The sequence below is a fragment of the Nocardia thraciensis genome, from assembly GCF_054782435.1.
The window spans coordinates 284,812-303,831 of sequence record NZ_BAAGSM010000043.1; the positions used below are offsets into that span (position 1 = coordinate 284,812).

At 68.7% G+C, this 19,020-nt stretch carries 20 protein-coding genes; 8 read left to right on the forward strand and 12 right to left on the reverse strand.

Going from position 1 to position 19,020, the window contains the following annotated elements:
- Positions 1 to 141: 141 nt before the first annotated feature.
- Together ACYVLQ_RS28645 and ACYVLQ_RS28650 are read right to left on the reverse strand one after the other, a co-directional pair.
- A complete protein-coding gene (locus tag ACYVLQ_RS28645) occupies positions 142 to 396 on the reverse strand; it encodes a WhiB family transcriptional regulator (protein WP_040750157.1) in 255 nt (84 codons plus the stop codon).
- Positions 397 to 631: 235 nt separating this feature from the next.
- Entirely contained in the window at positions 632 to 1,591 is a 960-nt protein-coding gene (locus ACYVLQ_RS28650; RefSeq protein WP_460700622.1) for a diacylglycerol/lipid kinase family protein, read from the reverse strand.
- Between the two features lie 74 nt (positions 1,592 to 1,665).
- Between ACYVLQ_RS28650 and ACYVLQ_RS28655 the strand changes: the two genes are divergently transcribed.
- Positions 1,666 to 2,118, forward strand: a complete 453-nt coding sequence (locus tag ACYVLQ_RS28655; protein ID WP_460700623.1) for a hypothetical protein — start codon at positions 1,666 to 1,668, stop codon at positions 2,116 to 2,118.
- 32 nt (positions 2,119 to 2,150) lie between these two features.
- Here ACYVLQ_RS28655 and ACYVLQ_RS28660 read toward each other — a convergent pair whose 3' ends face one another.
- The 7 genes from ACYVLQ_RS28660 to ehuB form a co-directional block, all read right to left on the reverse strand.
- Positions 2,151 to 3,662 (reverse strand): alpha/beta hydrolase, encoded by a 1,512-nt coding sequence (locus tag ACYVLQ_RS28660; protein ID WP_460700624.1) that lies wholly within the window; start codon positions 3,660 to 3,662, stop codon positions 2,151 to 2,153.
- Between the two features lie 164 nt (positions 3,663 to 3,826).
- Positions 3,827 to 4,303: a GNAT family N-acetyltransferase gene (locus ACYVLQ_RS28665; RefSeq protein WP_460700625.1), complete on the reverse strand. Its 477-nt coding sequence runs from the start codon at positions 4,301 to 4,303 to the stop codon at positions 3,827 to 3,829.
- Positions 4,300 to 4,908, reverse strand: coding sequence for an acid phosphatase (locus ACYVLQ_RS28670; RefSeq protein WP_460700626.1), 609 nt, complete (start codon positions 4,906 to 4,908; stop codon positions 4,300 to 4,302). The genes ACYVLQ_RS28665 and ACYVLQ_RS28670 overlap by 4 nt, the downstream gene beginning before the upstream one ends.
- 67 nt (positions 4,909 to 4,975) lie before the next feature.
- Positions 4,976 to 5,740 carry an ectoine/hydroxyectoine ABC transporter ATP-binding protein EhuA gene (gene ehuA / locus ACYVLQ_RS28675; protein ID WP_460700732.1) on the reverse strand — a complete coding sequence of 255 codons (765 nt, stop codon included), beginning with the start codon at positions 5,738 to 5,740 and terminating at the stop codon, positions 4,976 to 4,978.
- A 43-nt stretch (positions 5,741 to 5,783) separates the two neighbouring features.
- Positions 5,784 to 6,461, reverse strand: coding sequence for an ectoine/hydroxyectoine ABC transporter permease subunit EhuD (gene ehuD, locus ACYVLQ_RS28680; RefSeq protein WP_460700627.1), 678 nt, complete (start codon positions 6,459 to 6,461; stop codon positions 5,784 to 5,786).
- Complete coding sequence (locus tag ACYVLQ_RS28685; protein WP_460700628.1) at positions 6,461 to 7,186, reverse strand: amino acid ABC transporter permease; 726 nt, start codon at positions 7,184 to 7,186, stop codon at positions 6,461 to 6,463. The genes ehuD and ACYVLQ_RS28685 overlap by 1 nt, the downstream gene beginning before the upstream one ends.
- Positions 7,187 to 7,190: 4 nt before the next feature.
- Positions 7,191 to 8,093: an ectoine/hydroxyectoine ABC transporter substrate-binding protein EhuB gene (gene ehuB, locus ACYVLQ_RS28690; RefSeq protein ID WP_460700629.1), complete on the reverse strand. Its 903-nt coding sequence runs from the start codon at positions 8,091 to 8,093 to the stop codon at positions 7,191 to 7,193.
- A gap of 151 nt (positions 8,094 to 8,244) precedes the next feature.
- On the opposite strand from ehuB, the gene ACYVLQ_RS28695 reads away from it, so the two are divergent.
- Positions 8,245 to 8,700: a PPOX class F420-dependent oxidoreductase gene (locus ACYVLQ_RS28695; RefSeq protein WP_460700733.1), complete on the forward strand. Its 456-nt coding sequence runs from the start codon at positions 8,245 to 8,247 to the stop codon at positions 8,698 to 8,700.
- Here the strand turns inward: ACYVLQ_RS28695 and ACYVLQ_RS28700 are convergent.
- The gene (locus ACYVLQ_RS28700; RefSeq protein WP_460700630.1) at positions 8,685 to 9,902 is read right to left on the reverse strand and encodes an Rv3212 family protein; all 1,218 of its coding nucleotides are present in this window, start codon (positions 9,900 to 9,902) and stop codon (positions 8,685 to 8,687) included. The genes ACYVLQ_RS28695 and ACYVLQ_RS28700 overlap by 16 nt on opposite strands.
- Positions 9,903 to 9,974: 72 nt before the next feature.
- Positions 9,975 to 11,822: a DEAD/DEAH box helicase gene (locus tag ACYVLQ_RS28705; RefSeq protein ID WP_460700734.1), complete on the reverse strand. Its 1,848-nt coding sequence runs from the start codon at positions 11,820 to 11,822 to the stop codon at positions 9,975 to 9,977.
- Positions 11,823 to 12,302: 480 nt separating this feature from the next.
- Here ACYVLQ_RS28705 and ACYVLQ_RS28710 point away from each other — a divergent pair, with 480 nt between their 5' ends.
- From ACYVLQ_RS28710 to ACYVLQ_RS28720, 3 genes are all read left to right on the forward strand, one after another.
- Positions 12,303 to 13,400: an alpha/beta fold hydrolase gene (locus ACYVLQ_RS28710; RefSeq protein ID WP_460700631.1), complete on the forward strand. Its 1,098-nt coding sequence runs from the start codon at positions 12,303 to 12,305 to the stop codon at positions 13,398 to 13,400.
- Positions 13,401 to 13,441: 41 nt separating this feature from the next.
- Entirely contained in the window at positions 13,442 to 14,140 is a 699-nt protein-coding gene (locus ACYVLQ_RS28715) for a ferritin-like fold-containing protein (protein WP_460700632.1), read from the forward strand.
- 135 nt (positions 14,141 to 14,275) lie between these two features.
- Positions 14,276 to 14,503 (forward strand): DUF3107 domain-containing protein, encoded by a 228-nt coding sequence (locus tag ACYVLQ_RS28720; RefSeq protein WP_460700633.1) that lies wholly within the window; start codon positions 14,276 to 14,278, stop codon positions 14,501 to 14,503.
- 88 nt (positions 14,504 to 14,591) lie between these two features.
- Here ACYVLQ_RS28720 and ACYVLQ_RS28725 read toward each other — a convergent pair whose 3' ends face one another.
- Positions 14,592 to 15,257 carry a TetR/AcrR family transcriptional regulator gene (locus ACYVLQ_RS28725; RefSeq protein WP_460700634.1) on the reverse strand — a complete coding sequence of 222 codons (666 nt, stop codon included), beginning with the start codon at positions 15,255 to 15,257 and terminating at the stop codon, positions 14,592 to 14,594.
- Between the two features lie 339 nt (positions 15,258 to 15,596).
- Between ACYVLQ_RS28725 and ACYVLQ_RS28730 the strand changes: the two genes are divergently transcribed.
- The 3 genes from ACYVLQ_RS28730 (at position 15,597) to ACYVLQ_RS28740 (ending at position 19,009) form a co-directional block, all read left to right on the forward strand.
- Entirely contained in the window at positions 15,597 to 16,661 is a 1,065-nt protein-coding gene (locus ACYVLQ_RS28730; protein ID WP_460700735.1) for a DUF3152 domain-containing protein, read from the forward strand.
- 122 nt (positions 16,662 to 16,783) lie between these two features.
- Complete coding sequence (moeZ, locus tag ACYVLQ_RS28735; RefSeq protein WP_460700635.1) at positions 16,784 to 17,968, forward strand: adenylyltransferase/sulfurtransferase MoeZ; 1,185 nt, start codon at positions 16,784 to 16,786, stop codon at positions 17,966 to 17,968.
- Positions 17,969 to 18,157: 189 nt separating this feature from the next.
- Positions 18,158 to 19,009 carry a TIGR02569 family protein gene (locus ACYVLQ_RS28740; protein WP_460700636.1) on the forward strand — a complete coding sequence of 284 codons (852 nt, stop codon included), beginning with the start codon at positions 18,158 to 18,160 and terminating at the stop codon, positions 19,007 to 19,009.
- Positions 19,010 to 19,020: the final 11 nt, after the last annotated feature.

A 19,020-nucleotide genomic window follows, 5' to 3' on the forward strand; every position in this document is an offset into this window, starting at 1 on the left:
GATCCCGGCCAAGAGCAGACCGGGATTACAGGTGGGTCGGCGTAGAAACAATGAAGCCCGGCACCTGTGGAGGTGCCGGGCTGAAAAATGCGTTACGGGCCGGGCTGTGCGGTTTCGAGTTGGCCGTAACGCGCAGCGACGTCAGACGACGCTGCGGGTGCGGGTACGGGCGTTGCGACGCTTCAGCGCACGACGCTCGTCTTCGCTCATACCGCCCCACACGCCAGCGTCCTGTCCGGACTTGAGGGCCCAGGACAGGCATTCGGCGGTCACGGGGCAGCGGGCGCACACCAGCTTGGCATCAGCAATCTGCGCGAGTGCGGGACCGCTGTTACCGACCGGGAAGAACAGCTCGGGGTCCTCGTCGCGACAGATGGCAGTGTGGCGCCAGTCCATTCTCTCTGCTCCTTTGCTGGGCGCACCGGTGCGCCTCGGGTTTGTGGTCCGTTCACTTGTGCGACTCGAATGTTTCCGCACGGTTGCTTGTGAATGCTTTCACGAACACCGTAGATGTCAATAGCTTTGTGGTGCACCGTGGGGAAGCTCACGCTGTAAGACCCCTACATCGGGGGCCTGCCGAGTCCTTTGTACTCGCTCGAACCGGTTTTCGCAGCACAACTGCGATGTTTCTCTAGTTGTGTCGGCCCGATTCGGGCTGTGGAGCGATCACCTCGAGCACCTCGGGGATCGAGGTGAAATCCACCACGTCGCGGCGGCCGATGAAGTCGCCATCGATTTGCAGGCCGATCGGCTCGGCGGCCTCGATACGCACCGACGGCACATCGTCGGCGCGAAACAATTTGCGCGACTTGGGGTTTCCGTCGGTGGCCAGTAGTTGCCGAGCGACCCACAGTGTGGGCAGTACCCCCAAGGTCCGCATGGCAAACACTCCGAGACCGGATTCGAAACTCGTCTCGGGATTGGTGACCACCGGCGTGGCGTTCAGGTAAGTCCATGGGCTGGCATTGGTCACGAATGCGTAATGCACTCCGGTGACCGGATCGTGTCCTGGAACGCGCACCGTGACCGACGGCTCCCGGCGTTTGGCTCGAAAGAACTGGCGAACCGTGGTACGCAGATAACGGGCCGGTGTCGCGGCGTGGCCGTTGGCGCGGCAGTGATCGATGGCCTCACACACGTCCGCGTCCAGGCCGACGCCCGCGGAGAAGGTGAACCAGCGGTCGTCGGCGATGGCCAGGCCGATGCGCCGGTCCTTCTCCACCGACAGCAGGTCGATGAGCTGATTCGTGGCGGCGACCGGGTCCGGCTTGATGCCGAGCGACCGCGCGAACACATTGGCCGAGCCGCCGGGAATCACGCCCAGCCGGGGAATCCAGGCCTGGCCGTCGGCGACCTGCGGCAGCGGCAGGAAACCGTTGATGGTCTCGTTGACGGTGCCGTCCCCGCCGTGCACCACGATCAGGTCCATCTCGTTGGTGGCCGCCCACTGCGCGAGTTCGGCCGCGTGGCCGCGGTGCTGGGTGTGCGCGACGATGAGCTGGGTCCGGCTCTCCAGGGCGTGGGCGAGCAGATCGCGGGTGGCCGGTGTCGTCGAGGTGGCATTCGGATTCACGATCAGCAGCGTCCGCACGTAAGCAGCCTACTGAGACACCGGGATCGATACCGCGACGGGGACAAGAGAATCGACGGTTCTAGGCTGGCGGGGTGGCGAAGCGGAACGCGGACGACGGCGCGACAGGCGGGGACGCGGCAGGGAACGGCGCGGTACCGGAGCGGGTGCCGTCGACGGTGCGGGCGGCGGGCGCGCTGGCGGCGCTGGAGGGCGGCATCGGCGTGATCGTGGCGATCGTGCTGGTGGTGCGCGGGCTGACCGGCGCCGATCAGAGCCTGACCAGTGCCTACGGGACCGCGGCATGGTTCGTGATCCTGGGCGGCGCGGTGCTGGCGGCGGGTATCGCGCTGCTGTGGGGGCGGCGGTGGGGACGGGCCATCGTGGTGATCGCGCAGATCCTGCTGCTGCCGGTGTCGTGGTACATGATCGGCGGCCAGCCGCAGTTCGGCATTCCGCTGGGTCTGGTCGCACTCGTCACGCTGGGATTGCTGTTCTCCCCGCCCTCGACCCGCTGGGCCGCCGAGGTCTACGACACCGGCGAGTAATACCGCCGTTTTCAGGACCTTTCATGTTCGGGTCACCCGGTGAAGTAACTCGGGTCGTGCTGGCAGGTGACGTCGGTACTCGGCAGGGTTCCGTCGCGGAAGTACGTGTTGACGATGTCGCTCACGCACGGGCTCAGCCCGACGCGGAAGGCGCCGTGGATGCGGGTGTTGTCCAGGGTGACCAGCCGCGAGGCCGACAGCTTCCGATGCAGGGCGACGCCGCTCTGGTAGGCGGTGCGGGTGTCGCCGGTCGCCTGCAGGATCAGCGCCGGTGTGGAGTTGCGGATCTCCGTGGCGGGCTCGACCGGTTCCGGCCAGAACGCGCAGGCGGTGATGTTGTTGGCGAACGCGCCGAACACCGGCTGGGTCGGCCGCGCGGCCTCGATATTGCGGTGGTACCACGACGGATCGCGGGGCGCGGCCTTGTCGCCGCACATCACCGCGGCCAGACCCGAGGGTTCGGTCGGGTTGGCGCCGCTGATCTTCTCCTTCAGCCGACCCATATCGAAGGGCAGCCCGGAGACGGCGTCGGACACTATCCGCACGACCTCGGCGAGGTCGGCGTTGTACCGCGGATTCGACAGCAGCGCGAACAGCATCATCGGCACCGTGTGCTCATCGATCAGGAACAGATCGCGGGCGACGGGATGGCTCGCGGCGCGGCGGATCACGTCCTCGACGAATGCCCGGACCTGCGGGGCACTGGCGCCGAAGCGGTATTCGCCGTCGCGTTCGGCGGCCCAGGCCGCCCAGTCGTCGAGCCCGGCCTCGTTGGCGGGGCCCATGTCCTGGTACATGCCGAGCCAGTAGCGCTCCGAATCGACCGCGCTGTCCAGCACTATCCGGCCGCTGCGCCGCGGGTGCATCTGGATGTACACCGAGGCCAGGTAGGCGCCGTAGGACCCGCCGAAGTAGTCGATCTCGCGCGCACCGAGTGCGCCGCGGATGACATCCATATCCCGGGCGGTGTTGCGGGTGTTGATGCCGCGGACCTTCTCGAGATCCGGCGCCAGGCACGAGGTGGCGAACGCGGCCGCCAGGGTGGTGTCGCGCGCCAGGCCGAAGGCGTCGAATCCGGCGGAGAACAACATGGTCGGCAGCGGCAGGCCGCATTTCACCCGGTCCGACCGGCCGATGCCGCGCGGGTCCATGCCGATCAGGTCGTACCCGGCGCGCACCTCCGACGAGAGCCGGTCCCGGACGGTGGTGATCATGCGCAGCCCCGGACCGCCCGGACCGCCGGGATTGGTCAGCATGATCCGGTGCGGCCCGTCGGGGTCCGTGGCCCGGATCCGCGAGATCGCGACGGTCAGGGTCCGCGCGTCCGGCCGCCCGTAGTCGAGCGGGACCACGATCCCCGCGCATTCCGCCCCGGCCTCGTCGAGAACCGTGTCGCCGCAGGGCTTCCAGTCCACCCGCTGGTGGTAGAAGCGCCCCGGCCCGGCGGGGTCGCCGTCGCCCGGCTCCGCGGCCGCCGGTACCGCCTGCACCGCGGTCGCGAGCACGAACCCCAGTACGAGCCCGCGAATCCACCGTCTCCGCATCGAATCTCCCGCCCGCGCGCCTGTCCCGTCGCCGCACGGCTCTCGGGAGTCTTGAACTACGACCCTATCGCCGATCTTGTCGATCCTGTTTCAGCGAAACCGGATCGGCCGCGACGACCTCGGAATCTGTTGGTGCGCTTGCTGCTACGGGCGGGCGGATCATGTCAGGATCCGGCGAGTTCGGCCAGGGCGGGGCCGTCGAGGCGGTAGCCGGTCCATTCGGTCTGGGGTTCGGCTCCCAGGGACTTGTAGAAGTCGATCGAGGGAGCGTTCCAGTTCAGGACGGCCCAGTCGACGCGCTGGTAGCCGCGGGTGACGGCCTCGCGGGCGAGTTCGGCGAGCAGGGCCTTGCCCAGGCCGAGGCCGCGCGCCTCCGGCTTCACGAACAGGTCCTCCAGGTAGATGCCGTGCGTGCCGGTCCAGGTGGAGTAGTTCAGGAACCAGATCGCGCAGCCCAGTACGGCATCCGTCGAATCATCCTGTGCCACATGGGCGAACAGCGCCGGGCCCGGTCCGAACAGGGCGGCGTGCATCTGCTCGGCGGTTAGGTGGCACCGGTCCCGGGACTTCTCGTATTCGGCGAGGTCGTAGGCGAGCCCGACGAGGGCGGGCACATCGCGCGGTTCGGCGCGGCGGATCATCGGACGCCTCCGTCGAGGGTGGGAACCAGGTTGTGCGACAACACGGTGCGCGCCTGGTGGTCGTGGCCCAGCACGGTGATCGCGCCGGTGGACATGAAGAACCGGCGGCCCTCGCGAACGCCGAATTCGGCCCAGCGGGCGATCAGCGCGCGCGAGAAATGCCCGTGCCCGACCAGCACCACGTCGCGGATGCGCAGCGCCGGTTCGGCCGTGGCCAATACCCGGTCGGCGCGGGACCGCACCTGGGCGATGGATTCGCCGCCGGGCACGTCGCCGGTGAAGATGGTCCAGCCCGGCACGGTCTGCTGGATCTCGGCCGTGGTGATGCCCTCGTAGTCGCCGTAGTCCCATTCGACCAGGTCGTCGTCGACCTCCGCGCCGACCAGTCCGGCCAGTTCGGCGGTGCGCACCGCGCGCTGCTTGGGACTGGTCAGAACCAGCGGGTCCCGCAGGGTCAACTCGCCCAGCAGACGCCCGGCGGCGCGCGCCTGCTCCTCGCCGAGCGGGGTGAGGGGCACGTCGGTGCGCCCGGTGTGCTTGCGCGCCCTCGACCACTCCGTCTCCCCGTGCCGCAGCAGCACCAGCCGGAAATCTGTGTCGCCCATGCTGTCGATCATGCCCGACCGGTCCGGGCGCCCAGGTGTCGGCCGATACGGGAAACGAGGTCGTCGGCTACGGGCGGTCCAGTACCGCTCGCAGGAAGTCCTGGGTGCGCTGGTGCTCGGGGGCGGTGAAGATCCGCTCGGGGTCGCCCTGTTCGATGACGCGGCCGCTGTCGAACATCATCACCCGGTCGGAGACGTCGCGGGCGAACTGCATCTCGTGGGTGACGCACAGGAAGGTGATGTCGGTGGTGGCCGCGATGTCCTTGAGCAGGTGCAGCATGCCGCTGACCAGCTCCGGGTCCAGTGCGGAGGTCACCTCGTCCAGCAGCAGCACCGAGGGATCCATCGCCAGCGCTCGGGCGATCGCCACCCGCTGCTGCTGGCCGCCGGACAGCTGCGTGGGCCGGGCCGTCAGCTTGTCCGACAGGCCCACCAGCTCCAGCAGGTCGCGGGCGCGCGCCTCGGCCTCGGCCTTCGGCTTGCCCAGGCTGCGCACCGGGCCCTCGGTGACGTTGCGCAGCACGTTCATGTTCGGGAACAGGTTGAACTGCTGGAACACCATCCCGATGCGGCGGCGCACCCGTCGCAGGTGCGCCTCGTCGGCCGGTACCAGGCGCGGTCCCTTGCGCATGTGGGTCAGATAGTCCCCGGCCACCTCGATGGTGCCGGAGGTGACCCGCTCGATGGTCATCAGCAGCCGCAGGATCGTCGTCTTGCCGGATCCGGACGGGCCGATCAGCGTGACGAATTCGCCCGGGGCGACGCTGAAGTCGAGATTGTCCAGGACGGTGTTGGCGCCGTACCGCTTCACCACCTCGGTGAAGCGGATGATGGGTGCGACCGTGTCGCCGGATGTCGGCTCGACGGCCGGGCTTTCAGACAGTTCCGACACGACGCTCCAACTTTCGTACCAGTATCGAGCAGGGATAGCTCAGGGCGAAGAAGACGAGGCCGACGGCCAGCCAGGCCTCCGGTCCGGCGCCGCCGGTGTCGGCCGCGTACTCGGTCTTGACCTGATAGACCATGTCCAGCACGACGATCGACGACAGCAGCGGCACCTCCTTGAACATGGCGATGGTGTAGTTGCCCAGTGCCGGGAGTACCCGCGGAACCGCCTGCGGCAGAATCACATCCGTCCATGTTCGGGCGCGGGGCAGGCTCAGGGCCCGCGCGGCCTCCCACTGGGTCGCGGGTACCGCGTCGATGCCCGCCCGGTACACCTCGGCGCAGTAGCACGCGTAGTGCACGCCGAGCGCGGTGACGCCGACGATCAGCCGCTGGGCGTCGGTGTCCAGCCCGCCCAGCAGATCGGGGCGAACCACCCAGTACAGCACGAAGATCTGCACCAGCAGCGGGGTGCTGCGCACGAATTCGATGAAGGCCCAGAGTATTTGGTCGATCACCGGGATGCGCATCCGGCGGATCACGGCGAACAGCAGTCCCAGCACGTAGGCGACCAGCGAGCCCAGCAGCGTGAACTCGATCGTCACCCGCAGGCCGTCCCAGATATAGGGGAACGCGTCGAAGAACCTGTCCCAGCTCCACTTCTGCATCAGGCACCCACCGTCATCGACAACCGGCTGCGCCGCTGCCGGGGTGCGCGGCCCACTCGGCGCGCGGCCAGCCGCTCGAGCGACCGCATGACGATCGTGATGAGGACCGCGAGCGCCAGATAGACCACCAGCTCCATGGCGTAGATCAGCCCCAGCTCACGCGCGAAGGCCGGTACGGCCCGCAGTTCGTCGGCCTTCTTGAAGATCTCCGGCACCGCGATGAAGCTCAGGATCGCGGTGGCCTTCATCAGCTGGATGAACAGATTGTTGAACGACGGCAGCATCTCCACCGTCGCCTGCGGTAGCACCACTCGCCACAGCCGTTGCGGCGCAGAGAGATTCAGCGCGATCGCACCTTCGACCTGAGCTTTCGGAACGGAATTTATTGCGCCACGGACAATTTCGGCACCGTAGGCGCCGTGGTTGAGGCCGAGCACGACGATTCCGATCACCAGCAGGCTCTGGGCGGTCGCGCCCAGCCGGATGCCCAGGAAGATCGGCACGGCCACCGCGAAGAAGAACAACTGCACCACTTCGGAACTGCCGCGGAAACTCTCCACGTACACTCGGGCCACCGCGCGTGCCGCCCGCCACCGCGACAGCATCGCGATACCGGCGGCGAACGACAGCACGACGGTCAACGCGATGCCGCCGACCGTCGCCCAGATCGTGAACGGCAGCCCGGCCTCGATCCGTTCCAGATAGGTGTCGAAATTTTCGGACACTGGCTCAGGGCTGGCAGTACTGCTGGGTGGTCATCGTCGGCAGGGGCTCGTTCGCCTTGGTCAGCCCGTACTTCTCGACGATCCGCAGCCATTCGCCGCTCTCGTGCAGCTTGCGCAGTTCGCGGTTGAAGTCGTCGCGGAACGCGGTGTCGCCCTTGCGGAAGTTGAACGTGCCCACCTCGGGCTTGTCGGAGGCCTGAATCGTCGGGGTCACCTCAAGAGCGGCGTCCGGATTGTTCTTGAGCAGCCACTTGGCCGTCACATCCAGCAGCGCCGCCCCGTAGACGTCGCCGTTGCGCACCGCCCGCAGGATGTCGTCCTGTTTGGCCATCGGCTCGATCTGATCGGCCGGTACGCCCGCCTGCTCGGCGAAGCCGTTCTCGACCGCGCCGCCGAGGGTCGCGATCTTCACGCCGGAGCCGGGGATGTCGGTGAACTTCTCGATGCGCTTCGGGTTGCCCTTGGGCACCATGAACGACGAGCCCACCTGGAAATCGGGATCGGCGAAATCGGAATTCTCGCAGCGCTTGGGTTTGATGGACATGCCTGCGGCGACGAACGCGTAATGGTTGGCCCGCACGCCGTCGATGAGGCCGTCGAAATCGGTGACCACGCCCTCGATTTCGTCGATCCCGAGGTTCTTCAGCACCGCCCGGGCCACATCGGGGGCGTACCCCGTCAGCCGGCCGTCCTTGTCCAGGTACGACCACGGAGCCTCGTTCGCGAAACCGGCCTTGATCTTTCCGGAGGTCTTGGCCTCCTCGTAGGTCACCGCGGCCGACCCGCCCCCGCCGGTGCCGCAGCCGCTCACCGCCACCGTGGCGGCGCCGAGGGTCGCGGTGGTGGCGAGCGCGAGGGCGACGACGCGCCACCGGCGGCGCGCGCCCGTTGTCCTGTTCTTCCTCATCACGAACTCCTTCTTCAGTTGTCCGTGCCGGACCCACGGGGGGTCGTGCACGGGCGCTCAGGCTGAGTCTGCGCCCGACAGATTCGCCTATGACGAACCTCACACAACCGCCAAGAAATCGCAGTGCTTTCGAAAAAATGGGCATATGACGATGTCCTTCGATACGGAAGAAATTGCTTTCATCCGGTCCCAGCCGCTGGTTCGAATGGCCAGCGTCGGACCGGACGGCCAACCGGATGTGGTCCCGCTGGCCTGCGAATTCGACGGTCGCGGATTCTGGGTCGGCGGGGTCGGCGAGTCGGTGCTCGCCACCCGGAAATTCCGGAATGTCGCCGCCGGAAACGATCGGGTCGCGCTGGTCTTCGACGATCTGGTCTCTTTCGATCCGTTCGTACCCCGGTGTCTGCGGGTGTACGGCCGCGCCCGGGGACCCGTGAACCGCACCGGAATGGTGGGCTCGGGGTTCTTCCTGCGCATCACACCGACCGTGTCGTGGAGCTGGAACATGGCGGGCGAACCGGCCGGTGCGACCTGGTTCGAGCCGCGCCGGGCCGAGTACGCGGGGGACGACGGCGCCGATCCCGGCGGAGATCAGCCGAGCGCGTAGAGCTCGGTGCCGCGCCGCTCCAGGATGGTGGAACCGACCACCGACAGGGAGATCGGCTCGCCGCGGTAATCGCTGCGCCGCACCGGGATTCGGTCGGTCTGGGCGCCGGTGGCCGGATCCACCACGGCGATGCCGTCGGCCACCGGCGTCAGAATCCGCCCCGCCATCACCGCCGGGCCGCCCAGCGCGTCGGAGGCGGTCCAGACCGGGTCGAAGGTGGTGGCGTTCAACGCGATCAGGCTGTTGCCGGTGAAGACCAGGAAGGCCGAGCCGACCCGGGTGGTAGTGATGGCATCGGACAGGGGAGCGGTGAGCCGGTGCGCGGCAACGGGATTGCCGTTCTGGTCGTAGATCGCGAACTCCGGTGTGGAGGTGTCCGTGCCGGGCAGGTACAGCGCGATCCGATTGTCCGATACCGCGACCACGCGGGCCCTGTCCGATACCGCACCCGGCTCGGTGAGCACGTGGGAGCCGTACTCCTCGGGCACGGTGTTGTCCTTGGGCGCGGGATTCAACACGGTCAGCCGGGCCGCGGCGTCGCCGGGGCAGCGTTCCAGCACCGCCAGCCGGGTGGTGCCGGAGGCGGCCGACTGCAGCGTGCAGTCCGTGCGCGGCTGGGTGCGCACGTTCACCGGCGCGTCCACGTAGCCGTACTCGAGGGTGCGGACCAGGTCCGAGCGCCACACCTCCAGCCGGTCCGAGCCCCGCGCCAGCGTGTAGGTGCCGTCGACCGACAATGTCACCTGCCGGTCCATGTAGCTGCTGCGCGCCGTGCGGCGGGCGCCGGTGTCGGCGGCCAGCAGGGCGGTCTGGCTGCAGCCGCGGTCGTCGCGATAGGTCGCGATCACGGTGCCGAACTGGCTCTCCACCCCGCAGAGTGGCAGATCGCGCTGATACTTCCAGATCTGCTCGCCGGTCTGCGGGTTGCGCCCGGTGACGGTGCCGCCGTCGCCGGTGATCGCGACGCCGCCCGAGGACAGCGCCCGGGCGCTGGCCGCGTCCGGCCGGTGCCACAGCTCGCGCAGTCCCGGCGGTAGGGCGAGCGCGGAGGTGGGCGCGGCGACAGGGTGCGCGGCGGGCTCGGACGTGGTGGCGCGGGCGTCGCTGTTCACCCAGACGACCACGGTCGCGATCGCCACCGCGACGGCGATCGCGACTGCGGCAAGGATATCGGCGCGCGTCCGCCGCTCAGGTGCGAGCACGTCAGCGAGGGTAGCGGATGGATCGGCCGTGCCTCACCGCGGTCTTCGCACCGGAAAGAGGGGCCGGGCCGCTCAGGCCGAGACGGACTCGGACTCGGCGTCCGCCCGGGCGGATCCGTTGCGTTCTTCGCCGGACTCGCCAGTGGGCTTGCGGCGGCGCCTGCGGCGGCGGGCGGGCTTGTCCGCCGCATCGCTGTCGGAGTCGGCCGCGGACTCGCTGCGGTCGGCCGGGCCCGACGCGGGCTCGTCCGCGGCGTTCGTGGCCGTGTTTCCGGCGTCCGGGTTCTCGGCGTCGGAGTTCCGCGAGTCGGAGTCCTGGTTGCCCGGGTGCTCGTCGCCCGGGTTCTGGGCCTCGCCTTCGCCGGAGCCCTTGCGGCGGCGTCGGCGCCGCTTACGGGCGGGCTTGTCGCCGTCCCCGGACTCCGAACCGGCCGGTGCCGCAGTGGAATTCGCGGTCCCGGTGCTCGATTCGGTTGCGCCTCCGGTGTTGTCGGCTCCGGCGTTATCGCCTTCGGTGCCGCCGCCCTCGACCGGCTTGCCGCGCACGGTGCGGCGGCGGTTGCGCTTGCGGGGGGCGCGCTGCTCGCGCTCGACGACGACGGCATCCTCGTCTCGAACCGGCTTGCGCCGCAACGCGCCCGTCGCACCTTCGGGGATACCCAGATCCGAAAACAGGTGGGGGGAGCGCGAATACGTCTCCACCGGCTCCGGAATGCCCAGGCTGAGCGCGGAATCGATACTGGTCCAGCGGGTCAGCTCGTCCCAGTCGACCAGCGTGACCGCCACACCGGTGCGCCCGGCCCGGCCGGTGCGGCCGATGCGGTGCACATAGGTCTTCTCGTCCTCGGGGCACTGGTAGTTGACGACGTGGGTGACGTCGTCGATGTCGATGCCGCGGGCCGCGACATCGGTGGCGACCAGCACGTCGATCTTGCCCTCACGGAACTTCTTGAGCGCCTTCTCGCGCGCGATCTGCCCCAGGTCGCCGTGCACGGCGCCGACGGCGAAGCCGCGGTCGGCCAGATCGTCGGCGACCTTCTGCGCGGTGCGCTTGGTGCGGGTGAAGATCATGGTGGCGCCGCGGCTCTCGGCCTGCAGGATCCGCGCGACCAGCTCGCTCTTGTCCAGCGCGTGGGCCCGGTAGACGAACTGCGCGGTGCGGTCGTGCACCGCCGAGTCGTGCGGCTCCTCGGCCCGGATGTGGGTGGGCTTGTGCAGGAACGTGCGGGCCAGCGTGATGATCGGCCCCGGCATGGTCGCCGAGAACAGCATGGTCTGGCGCTGCTCGGGCACCATCGTCAGGATGCGCTCGATATCGGGCAGGAAGCCCAGATCGAGCATCTCGTCGGCCTCGTCGAGCACCAGCACGCCGACCTTGCCGAGGATCAGATGCTGCTGCTCGGCCAGATCGAGCAGGCGCCCGGGGGTGCCGACGACCACGTCGACTCCGGAACGCAGCGCCGCGATCTGGGACTCGTACGGGCGACCACCGTAAATGGAGGCCACCTGCAGCGGGCCCTTCTGGTTGGTCAGATATTTGCCGATGCTCTCCAGATCCTTGGTGACCTGGATGCACAGCTCGCGCGTCGGCACGATGACCAGTGCGCGCGGCGTGCCGTCCAGCGCGGTGGTGCCGGAATCGGCGGTGGCGATGCGATGCAGCAGCGGCACGCCGAATCCGAAGGTCTTGCCCATGCCGGTGCGGGCCTGGCCGATGAGATCTTCACCGGCGAGCGCCAGCGGCAGCGTGAGTTCCTGGATCGCGAAGGTGCGTTCGATTCCGATCTCGCCGAGTGCGCCCACGATTTCCGGGCGCACTCCCAATTCGGTGAACGACGGGGCGGTGTGGGTGGGGTCGAGTTCGGCCGTCAGCAGCGTCTCCGCCAGCCCCGGCTCCTGTTCGACAGTGATCTTGCTCAGGTTCGTGCCTTCCTCGCGTAATTCGCATCTCGCGCGCACGAGGTGTGGGGCGGACCCTGTCGGTCCGCGACGACCACGTATCCGGCGTTTTCCACCTCGACCGCTGCGGGACACCGGGATGGCATCGACCTGGCGCGGCGCAATGGTGGTGCGGATCTGGTGCGCGCACATTTTCCATGGGCCGCGGTGACCCCTGCCGATCGCGATCGATCTCGCAAGGAGGGTGAATTTCCGTTGCCCAGACAGATTGTAGCGTGATAGCTTCTTTTCCCCGAATTCCGGCTCCCGCGAATGTCCCGCGATATTTGGCCGGACGCTTCTCCATACCCTCGTTCGTTCACCCGTCGTGCCCTGCGGCACAGCACAATTCAGATCCCGCGGCGAAATTCGGAGCGAGCGCGCGACAGCGGATTTCGCCGCGCGTGGCGGTGGGCAACACCACATATGTGAGACACCGTGTCACGGGATAGGTTGGTGCGCGTGAGTTTGGCAGACACCGTGACCACGGCCGCGCGCAACGCATGGGCCCTCACCCTCGGCGACGGCATCGAGGCGCCCGCCCCCACCCCGTCGACGGTGCTGTGCGACGAGCCGCACCGGCGGCTGCGGCGATTCGAGCCCGCCGGGACGGGCAATGGTGGCAAGGCGGGCAATGGAGCGGGCTATGGTCCCGATAAGGGGGCCGACGACGCCGCGGTGCTGCTCGTACCGCCGCTTGCCGCCCCCGCCAGCTGCTTCGACCTGCGGCCGGACCAGAGCCTGGCGCGCTTCCTGCTCGAGGTCGGCCGCCACCCGTACGTGATCGACTACGGCGAGATCACCTTCGCCGACCGGCGCATGGGCTTCGAGGACTGGGTCGATGACATCCTGCCCGGTGCGGTCCTGGCGGCCAGCGCCGATCGCGGTGGCGCACCCGTGGATCTCGTCGGCTGGTCGCTGGGCGGCGTGCTCGCGCTGCTCACCGCGGCCGCCGATCCCACCCTGCCGATCCGGTCGATCACCGCGGTCGGCGCGCCGCTGAACTACGACAAGGTCACCGGGGTGCCGCAGGTTCGGGCGATGGCCCGGCTCACCCGCGGCCTGGCCACCTCCACGCTCGTGCGCGCGGCGGGCGGCGTGCCCGCGCCGCTGACCCGGCTGGGCTATCGCGCCACCTCCTGGGAGCGCGAACTCCGCCGCCCGCTGTTCATCGCTTCCCACATCACCGACAGCGCGACGCTGGGCCGGATGGAGACCATCGACCGGTTCCAGGCGCGGATGCCGGGCTATCCCGGGCGCCTGTACAACCAGCTCTGGAGCAGGTTCATGCTGGCCAACGACATCGGCAAGGGCGTTGTCAGGCTCGGCGACAAGGAGATCGCGCTGGCCGACATCACCGCGCCGGTGCTGCTGGTCGGCGGGCCGAGTGACGTGATCACACCCGCCGCGGCCGTCGAATACGGCACCACCACGCTCACCGGCGCCTGCGAGGTGCGCTACGAGACGGCGCCCGGTAGCCATCTCGGCATCCTGACCGGGCCGACCGCCCGCGACACCACGTGGACCTACCTCGAGAAGTTTCTGCGGGATCGGTCGTGACCGGTCACACGGTCGCCGCCGCGCCTATTAGGGTGGGGAGTATGGGAGCAAACCCGTCTGCCGCGCCGGGCGTCTCGACCCGAACCGACGCCCGCATCCCCGCCGACCATCCCGGTGTCCTCGACCTTTTCGCGGTGCTCGCCTACGGCGAGATCTCGGCGTTCTATCGGCTCGCCGAGGAGGCGAAGCTGTCGCCGACACTGCGCGGCAAGGTGGCCGTGGCCAAGATGGCCGCCGCCGAGATGGAGCACTTCGAGACGCTGGAGCAGGCGCTGCGGGCGCGCGGTGTCGACGTCTTCGACGCGATGGCGCCGTTCGTGCGCGCGCTCGATGCCTACCACGCGTCGACCGACCCCTCGACCTGGCTCGAGTCGATGGTCAAGTTCTACGTGGGCGACGGCATCGCCGCCGACTTCTACAACGTGCTCGCCGATGCGCTGGCGCCCGAGGTGGGCGCCGTCGTGCACGACGTGCTGGCCGAGACCAGCCACTCCGAGTTCGTCGTGGAGGAGGTGCGGCGCGCGGTCTCCGAGAGCCGTTCCGAGCGCGACCGGCTCACGCTGTGGGGGCGGCGGCTGCTGGGCGAGGCGATCACCCAGGCGCAGTATGTGATGGCGCAGCGCGACGAGCTCACCGAACTGGTCCTCATCGCCACCGGCGACCTGAACGGCATCGCCGCCCTGTTCGAGCGCATGCAGGCCAGCCATGCCGAGCGCATGCGCGTGCTGGGATTGGGATAACTCGTCATTCCGGCCACAAGCACGCCGGGATGTCAGTGAGCGTCGTTCGCTGACAGCGCAGGCCTGCGCGTAACTCTGCCCGTTCGTCCTGCATTAGCCTGAGCAGGACAGCACCAGGACTCTAGGAGGTTGGCCGTGGAGGTCAAGATCGGTATCTCGGATAGCCCGCGCGAGCTCGTCATCACCAGCTCGCAGACCCCGGACGAGGTCGAGGCGCTGGTGTCCGGTGCGCTGGAGGGTGACGGCGGCGTCGTGACGCTGACCGACGAGAAGGGCCGCAAATACCTGATCCAGGCCGCCAAGGTCGCCTACGTGGAGATCGGCACATCGACCAGCGGCCGCGTGGGTTTCGCGGCGGTGTAGGCACTTTCGCAAAAGTCCACCCGGATCCCGGCCACAGCGTGCCGGGAATGCGGGTGGACTTCTCGTATCGGGGGGACTTTCTTTTCTCTCACTCCTGGGGATGCAGTGGCACCCGGGACAGGCCGCCCCAGCACAGGGCGACGGTGGTGTCGACCGCCTCCTCCTTCGGGATGGGGCGGTCGGCCTCCAGCCAGTAGCGGGCCGTGATCTGGCTCGCGCCGACCAGGCCGACGGCGAGGATCCGGGCGCGGTAGGGGTCCAGGCCCGAGTCGTGCGCGACGAGGTCGAAGACCGCGTCCACGCAGGCCTCGGTGGCCTGCTCCACCCGGCGCTGCACCTGCGGCTCGCTGGTCAGGTCGGATTCGAAGACCAGCCGGAAACCCTGGGTCTCGTGGTCGACGAAATCGAAGTACGCGGCGACGGCCGCGCGCACGCGCTGGCGGTTGTCGGTGGTGGAGCGCAGCGCCTGGCGCACGCTGGACACCAGCACGTCGGTGTAGTTCTGCAGCACCGCCAGATAGAGTTCCAGCTTGCTGGAGAAGTGCTGGTACAGCACGGGTTTCGAGACTCCGGCGCACTGCGAGATCTCGTCCATGCCGGACGCGTGGTAACCGCGTAGCACGAAGACCTCGCCGGCGGCGGTCAGCAGTTGCGCGCGGCGTGCCTCACGGGGCAGGCGGGTACCGCGCTTGCTCGGCGCCATGGCCTCGGACGACAATCGTGACGACGTCATCCGGTCCACGAGGTCTGTCATTTCGGCTCTCCCAGTCGATTCCCGGCGATGAATGGATGTGCACGGGTATCCCACGAACGATACTCGTTCCCGAGACGACATGCCGATCCCGGCACCTATTGGCAACCTGCCAGTAACTGGCAGTCGAGAGCAATCTCGCACAGTCGTGAGAAATATCGCAACCCCGAGCGGCCCGAGTTCGGTCGGGCAGTGCCCTCGGGCCGGTTGTGAGACTCTGGATAAGTGACCGACGAACGGGGCAGATCGAACGGCGGGCGAGATTCCCGCCGCCTCGTGAGTGCCTTTTCGTCGCGCGCGGGCGGTCCGGGCGCCAGGCGACGGGCCGGGAGCGACCCCGAGATCTATGATCCGCTCGGCCTCTACACCGAACCCGGCCGTGCCGAGAGCACCGGCAATTTTCCCGAAAGCACTGGCAACGGCCGTCTTCCAGGCTCCGCCCCGGGCGGGACCGATCGCTCGCGGCGGCCGCTGCGCGCCTCCTGGGACCCCCTCGCCGCGGGCGACGAGCGGTCCCGGGATCGACCAGACCGCGACGCCGCGAAGCAGAGCGCCCTGGGCCGGTTCGTGTCCACGTACGGCTGGCGGGCCTACGCGCTGCCGGTTCTTGTCGTGATCACCGTGCTGGTGGTCGTGGACGCTGTCAAGGGGGGTGGCGATCCGGACGGCGCGGGCGTGCCCGGGCTGGGGCGTCTCAGCCAGCACACCGACAAGGCGGGCATCATCGGCGCGCCGCCCACGGGCGACGGCAATTTCGACGGCGACGTGCCGAGCGGGGCGCTGCCCGCCGGCGGCGCGTTCGCCGAGGCGGGTACGGGCAACTGGCACCTGGTGCGCGGCGCCTCGGCGCAGATCGGCGCGGCGCAGGGGCACCTGTTCAACTACACGGTCGAGGTCGAGGACGGTGTGGACACCTCCGCGCTCGGCGGCGACGACGCGGTCGCGAAGATGGTCGAGGCGACCCTCTCCAATCCCAAGAGCTGGACGCACGATCCCAAATTCGGCTTCCGTCGGATCGACTCCGGCGAGCCCGACTTCCGGATCTCGCTGACCTCCCGCCAGACCACCAAGACCGCCTGCGGATTCGAGATTCCCATCGACTCCTCTTGTTACAACGCCGATCTCGGGCGGGTGGTGCTGTCGGAGGTGCGGTGGGTGCGCGGTGCGCCGGCGTTCGAGGGCGATATCGGTTCCTATCGCCAGTACCAGATCAATCACGAGGTCGGGCACGCCATCGGCTACCACGAGCATCAGCCGTGCGAGAGCGACGGCGGCCTGGCGCCGGTGATGATGCAGCAGACCTTCGGCACCCGGAACAACGACATCGCGGCACTCGACCCGCAGGGCGTGGTGCCGATGGACGGCAAGAAGTGCCGGTTCAACCCCTGGCCCTACCCGCGCGGCTGATCGCCCGTCCGGTGCGGCACGATGGTCGGGGAAGAACGGCCCGAGTCGCGGTGTTGCACACGGATGCGTTGCCGTCACGGAGCGCAGCGCGATCGGCAATTCGATTCGAGGAGTCTGAGGACGTGTCAGCAGCACAATCCCTGCCGCCGCTGGTCGAACCGGCCGCCGAGCTGACCCGGGACGAGGTCGCTCGGTACAGCCGCCATCTGATCATTCCGGATCTCGGCGTGGACGGGCAGAAACGGCTGAAGAACGCCAAGGTGCTGGTGATCGGCGCGGGCGGCCTGGGCTCGCCCGCCCTGCTGTATCTGGCCGCGGCCGGGGTGGGCACGCTGGGCATCGTGGAGTTCGACGAGGTCGACGCGTCGAACCTGCAGCGGCAGATCATTCACGGCGAGTCCGATATCGGGCGCAGCAAGGCCGACAGCGCGCGGGATTCGATCCTGGAGATCAATTCCGGAATCGACGTGCGGCTGCACAAGATTCGGCTGGAGCCGGACAACGCGGTCGAGCTGTTCTCCGAATACGACCTGATCGTGGACGGCACCGACAACTTCGCGACCCGGTACCTGGTCAACGATGCGGCGGTGCTGGCGGGCAAGCCGTACGTATGGGGGTCGATCTACCGGTTCGAGGGCCAGGTCTCGGTGTTCTGGGAGGACGCACCGGACGGACGCGGCATCAACTATCGGGACCTGTACCCCGAGGCCCCGCCGCCGGGCATGGTCCCTTCCTGCGCCGAGGGCGGCGTGCTGGGCGTCCTGTGCGCCTCGATCGGATCGGTGATGGTGACCGAGGCGATCAAGCTGATCACCGGCATCGGCGAGACGCTGCTGGGTCGGCTGATGGTGTACGACGCACTGGATATGAACTACCGGACCATCAAGCTGCGCCGCGACCCGGAGCGGCAGCCGATCACCGAGCTGATCGACTACGAGGCGTTCTGCGGCGTGGTCTCCGAGGAGGGGCAGTCCGCGGCGCTGGGTTCGACCGTCACCGCGCGCGAGCTGAAGGACATGCTCGACGCGGGCAAGGACGTCGCGATCGTGGACGTGCGCGAGCCGGTGGAGTGGGACATCGTGCGCATCGACGGCGCGACGCTGATTCCGAAGGACCGCATCCTGTCCGGTGAGGCGCTGGCGGACCTGCCGCAGAACCGCCCGATCGTGCTGCACTGCAAGACGGGTGTGCGCTCGGCCGAGGCGCTGGCGGCGCTGAAGAACGCCGGTTTCTCCGACGCGGTACACCTGCAGGGCGGAATCATCGCCTGGGCCAACCAGATCGATCCCTCCCTCCCGGTCTACTGACCCCGCCCCGGCGGCCGGGCCGACTAACATCCATTCGAAAGCGTGCAAAGGGTGTTAATCCGGCGCGGCCCCGCGGGCGTGGCGAGCGGGAGCAGGCCCGCGTCGGGTGCGGGAGCTGGAGGTTCGATGCTGATAGCCACATCGGCGCGGCTTCCGTGGTGGACAACGGTCCGGGAGTACGGTACGGCCGTGACGTCTGTGGAACCTCCCGAACATGTGCGGGCCACGTTCGGGCTTCGCGAGGTGACCCCGGTCGCGCTGGGCGATTGGGACGGCGGATGGCGCTGCGGCGATGTGGTGCTGTCGCCGGTCGCCGACCATGCCCGCGCCGCCTGGTCGGCCAAGGTGCGCGAGGGGCTGCAGGTGGACGGTTTGCGGCTGGCCCGGCCCGTGCGCGGGACCGACGGCCGCTATGTCGTATCCGGTTGGCGCGCGGACACATTCCTGGAGGGTACGCCCGAGCCGCGGCACGACGAGGTGGTGTCGGTGTCGCTGCGACTACATCAGGCGACGGCGAAACTCGAGCGTCCGCGGTTCCTGGTGCAGCAGCCGATCGCGCCGTGGGTGGACGTCGACGTATTCGTCGCCGCGGACCGCGCCGCGTGGGAGCCGGTGCCGCTGCGCAGCCTGAAGCTGGGCGGCATGCTCCCGTCCACCTCGCCGGACGGGAAGCGCAGCCTCGAAATGCTCACGCAGCTGGCAACTTTCCGCAAACCCGTGCAGACCCCGTCCCAGTTGGTGCACGGCGACCTGTTCGGCACCGTACTCTTCTCCGGCACCTTCACCCCCGGCCTCACCGACCTCACCCCCTACTGGCGCCCCGCCCCCTGGGCGGCCGGAGTGATAGTGGTAGACGCCCTCTCCTGGGGCGGCGCGGACGACGGCCTCCTGACCCGCTGGGCCGACCTCCCGGAATGGCCCCAAATGGTCCTACGCGCAGTCATGTTTCGCCTGGCCGTCCACGCCCTACACCCCCGCTCCACCCCCGAAGCCTTCCCCGGCTTGGCCCGCACCGCCGACATGATCCGCATGAAGCTCTGAAACCCCAGCCC

Bases quoted from the DNA above. Each gene is read 5' to 3' on its own strand.
- ACYVLQ_RS28695 (WP_460700733.1), top strand. From the start codon at position 8,245: ATGTCCTTCGATACGGAAGAAATTGCTTTCATCCGGTCCCAGCCGCTG.
- ACYVLQ_RS28665 (WP_460700625.1), bottom strand. From the start codon at position 4,303: ATGATCCGCCGCGCCGAACCGCGCGATGTGCCCGCCCTCGTCGGGCTC.
- ehuB (WP_460700629.1), bottom strand. From the start codon at position 8,093: ATGAGGAAGAACAGGACAACGGGCGCGCGCCGCCGGTGGCGCGTCGTC.
- ACYVLQ_RS28660 (WP_460700624.1), bottom strand. From the start codon at position 3,662: ATGCGGAGACGGTGGATTCGCGGGCTCGTACTGGGGTTCGTGCTCGCG.
- ACYVLQ_RS28645 (WP_040750157.1), bottom strand. From the start codon at position 396: ATGGACTGGCGCCACACTGCCATCTGTCGCGACGAGGACCCCGAGCTG.
- ACYVLQ_RS28715 (WP_460700632.1), top strand. From the start codon at position 13,442: ATGGGAGCAAACCCGTCTGCCGCGCCGGGCGTCTCGACCCGAACCGAC.
- ACYVLQ_RS28670 (WP_460700626.1), bottom strand. From the start codon at position 4,908: ATGGGCGACACAGATTTCCGGCTGGTGCTGCTGCGGCACGGGGAGACG.
- ACYVLQ_RS28725 (WP_460700634.1), bottom strand. From the start codon at position 15,257: ATGACAGACCTCGTGGACCGGATGACGTCGTCACGATTGTCGTCCGAG.
- ehuD (WP_460700627.1), bottom strand. From the start codon at position 6,461: ATGCAGAAGTGGAGCTGGGACAGGTTCTTCGACGCGTTCCCCTATATC.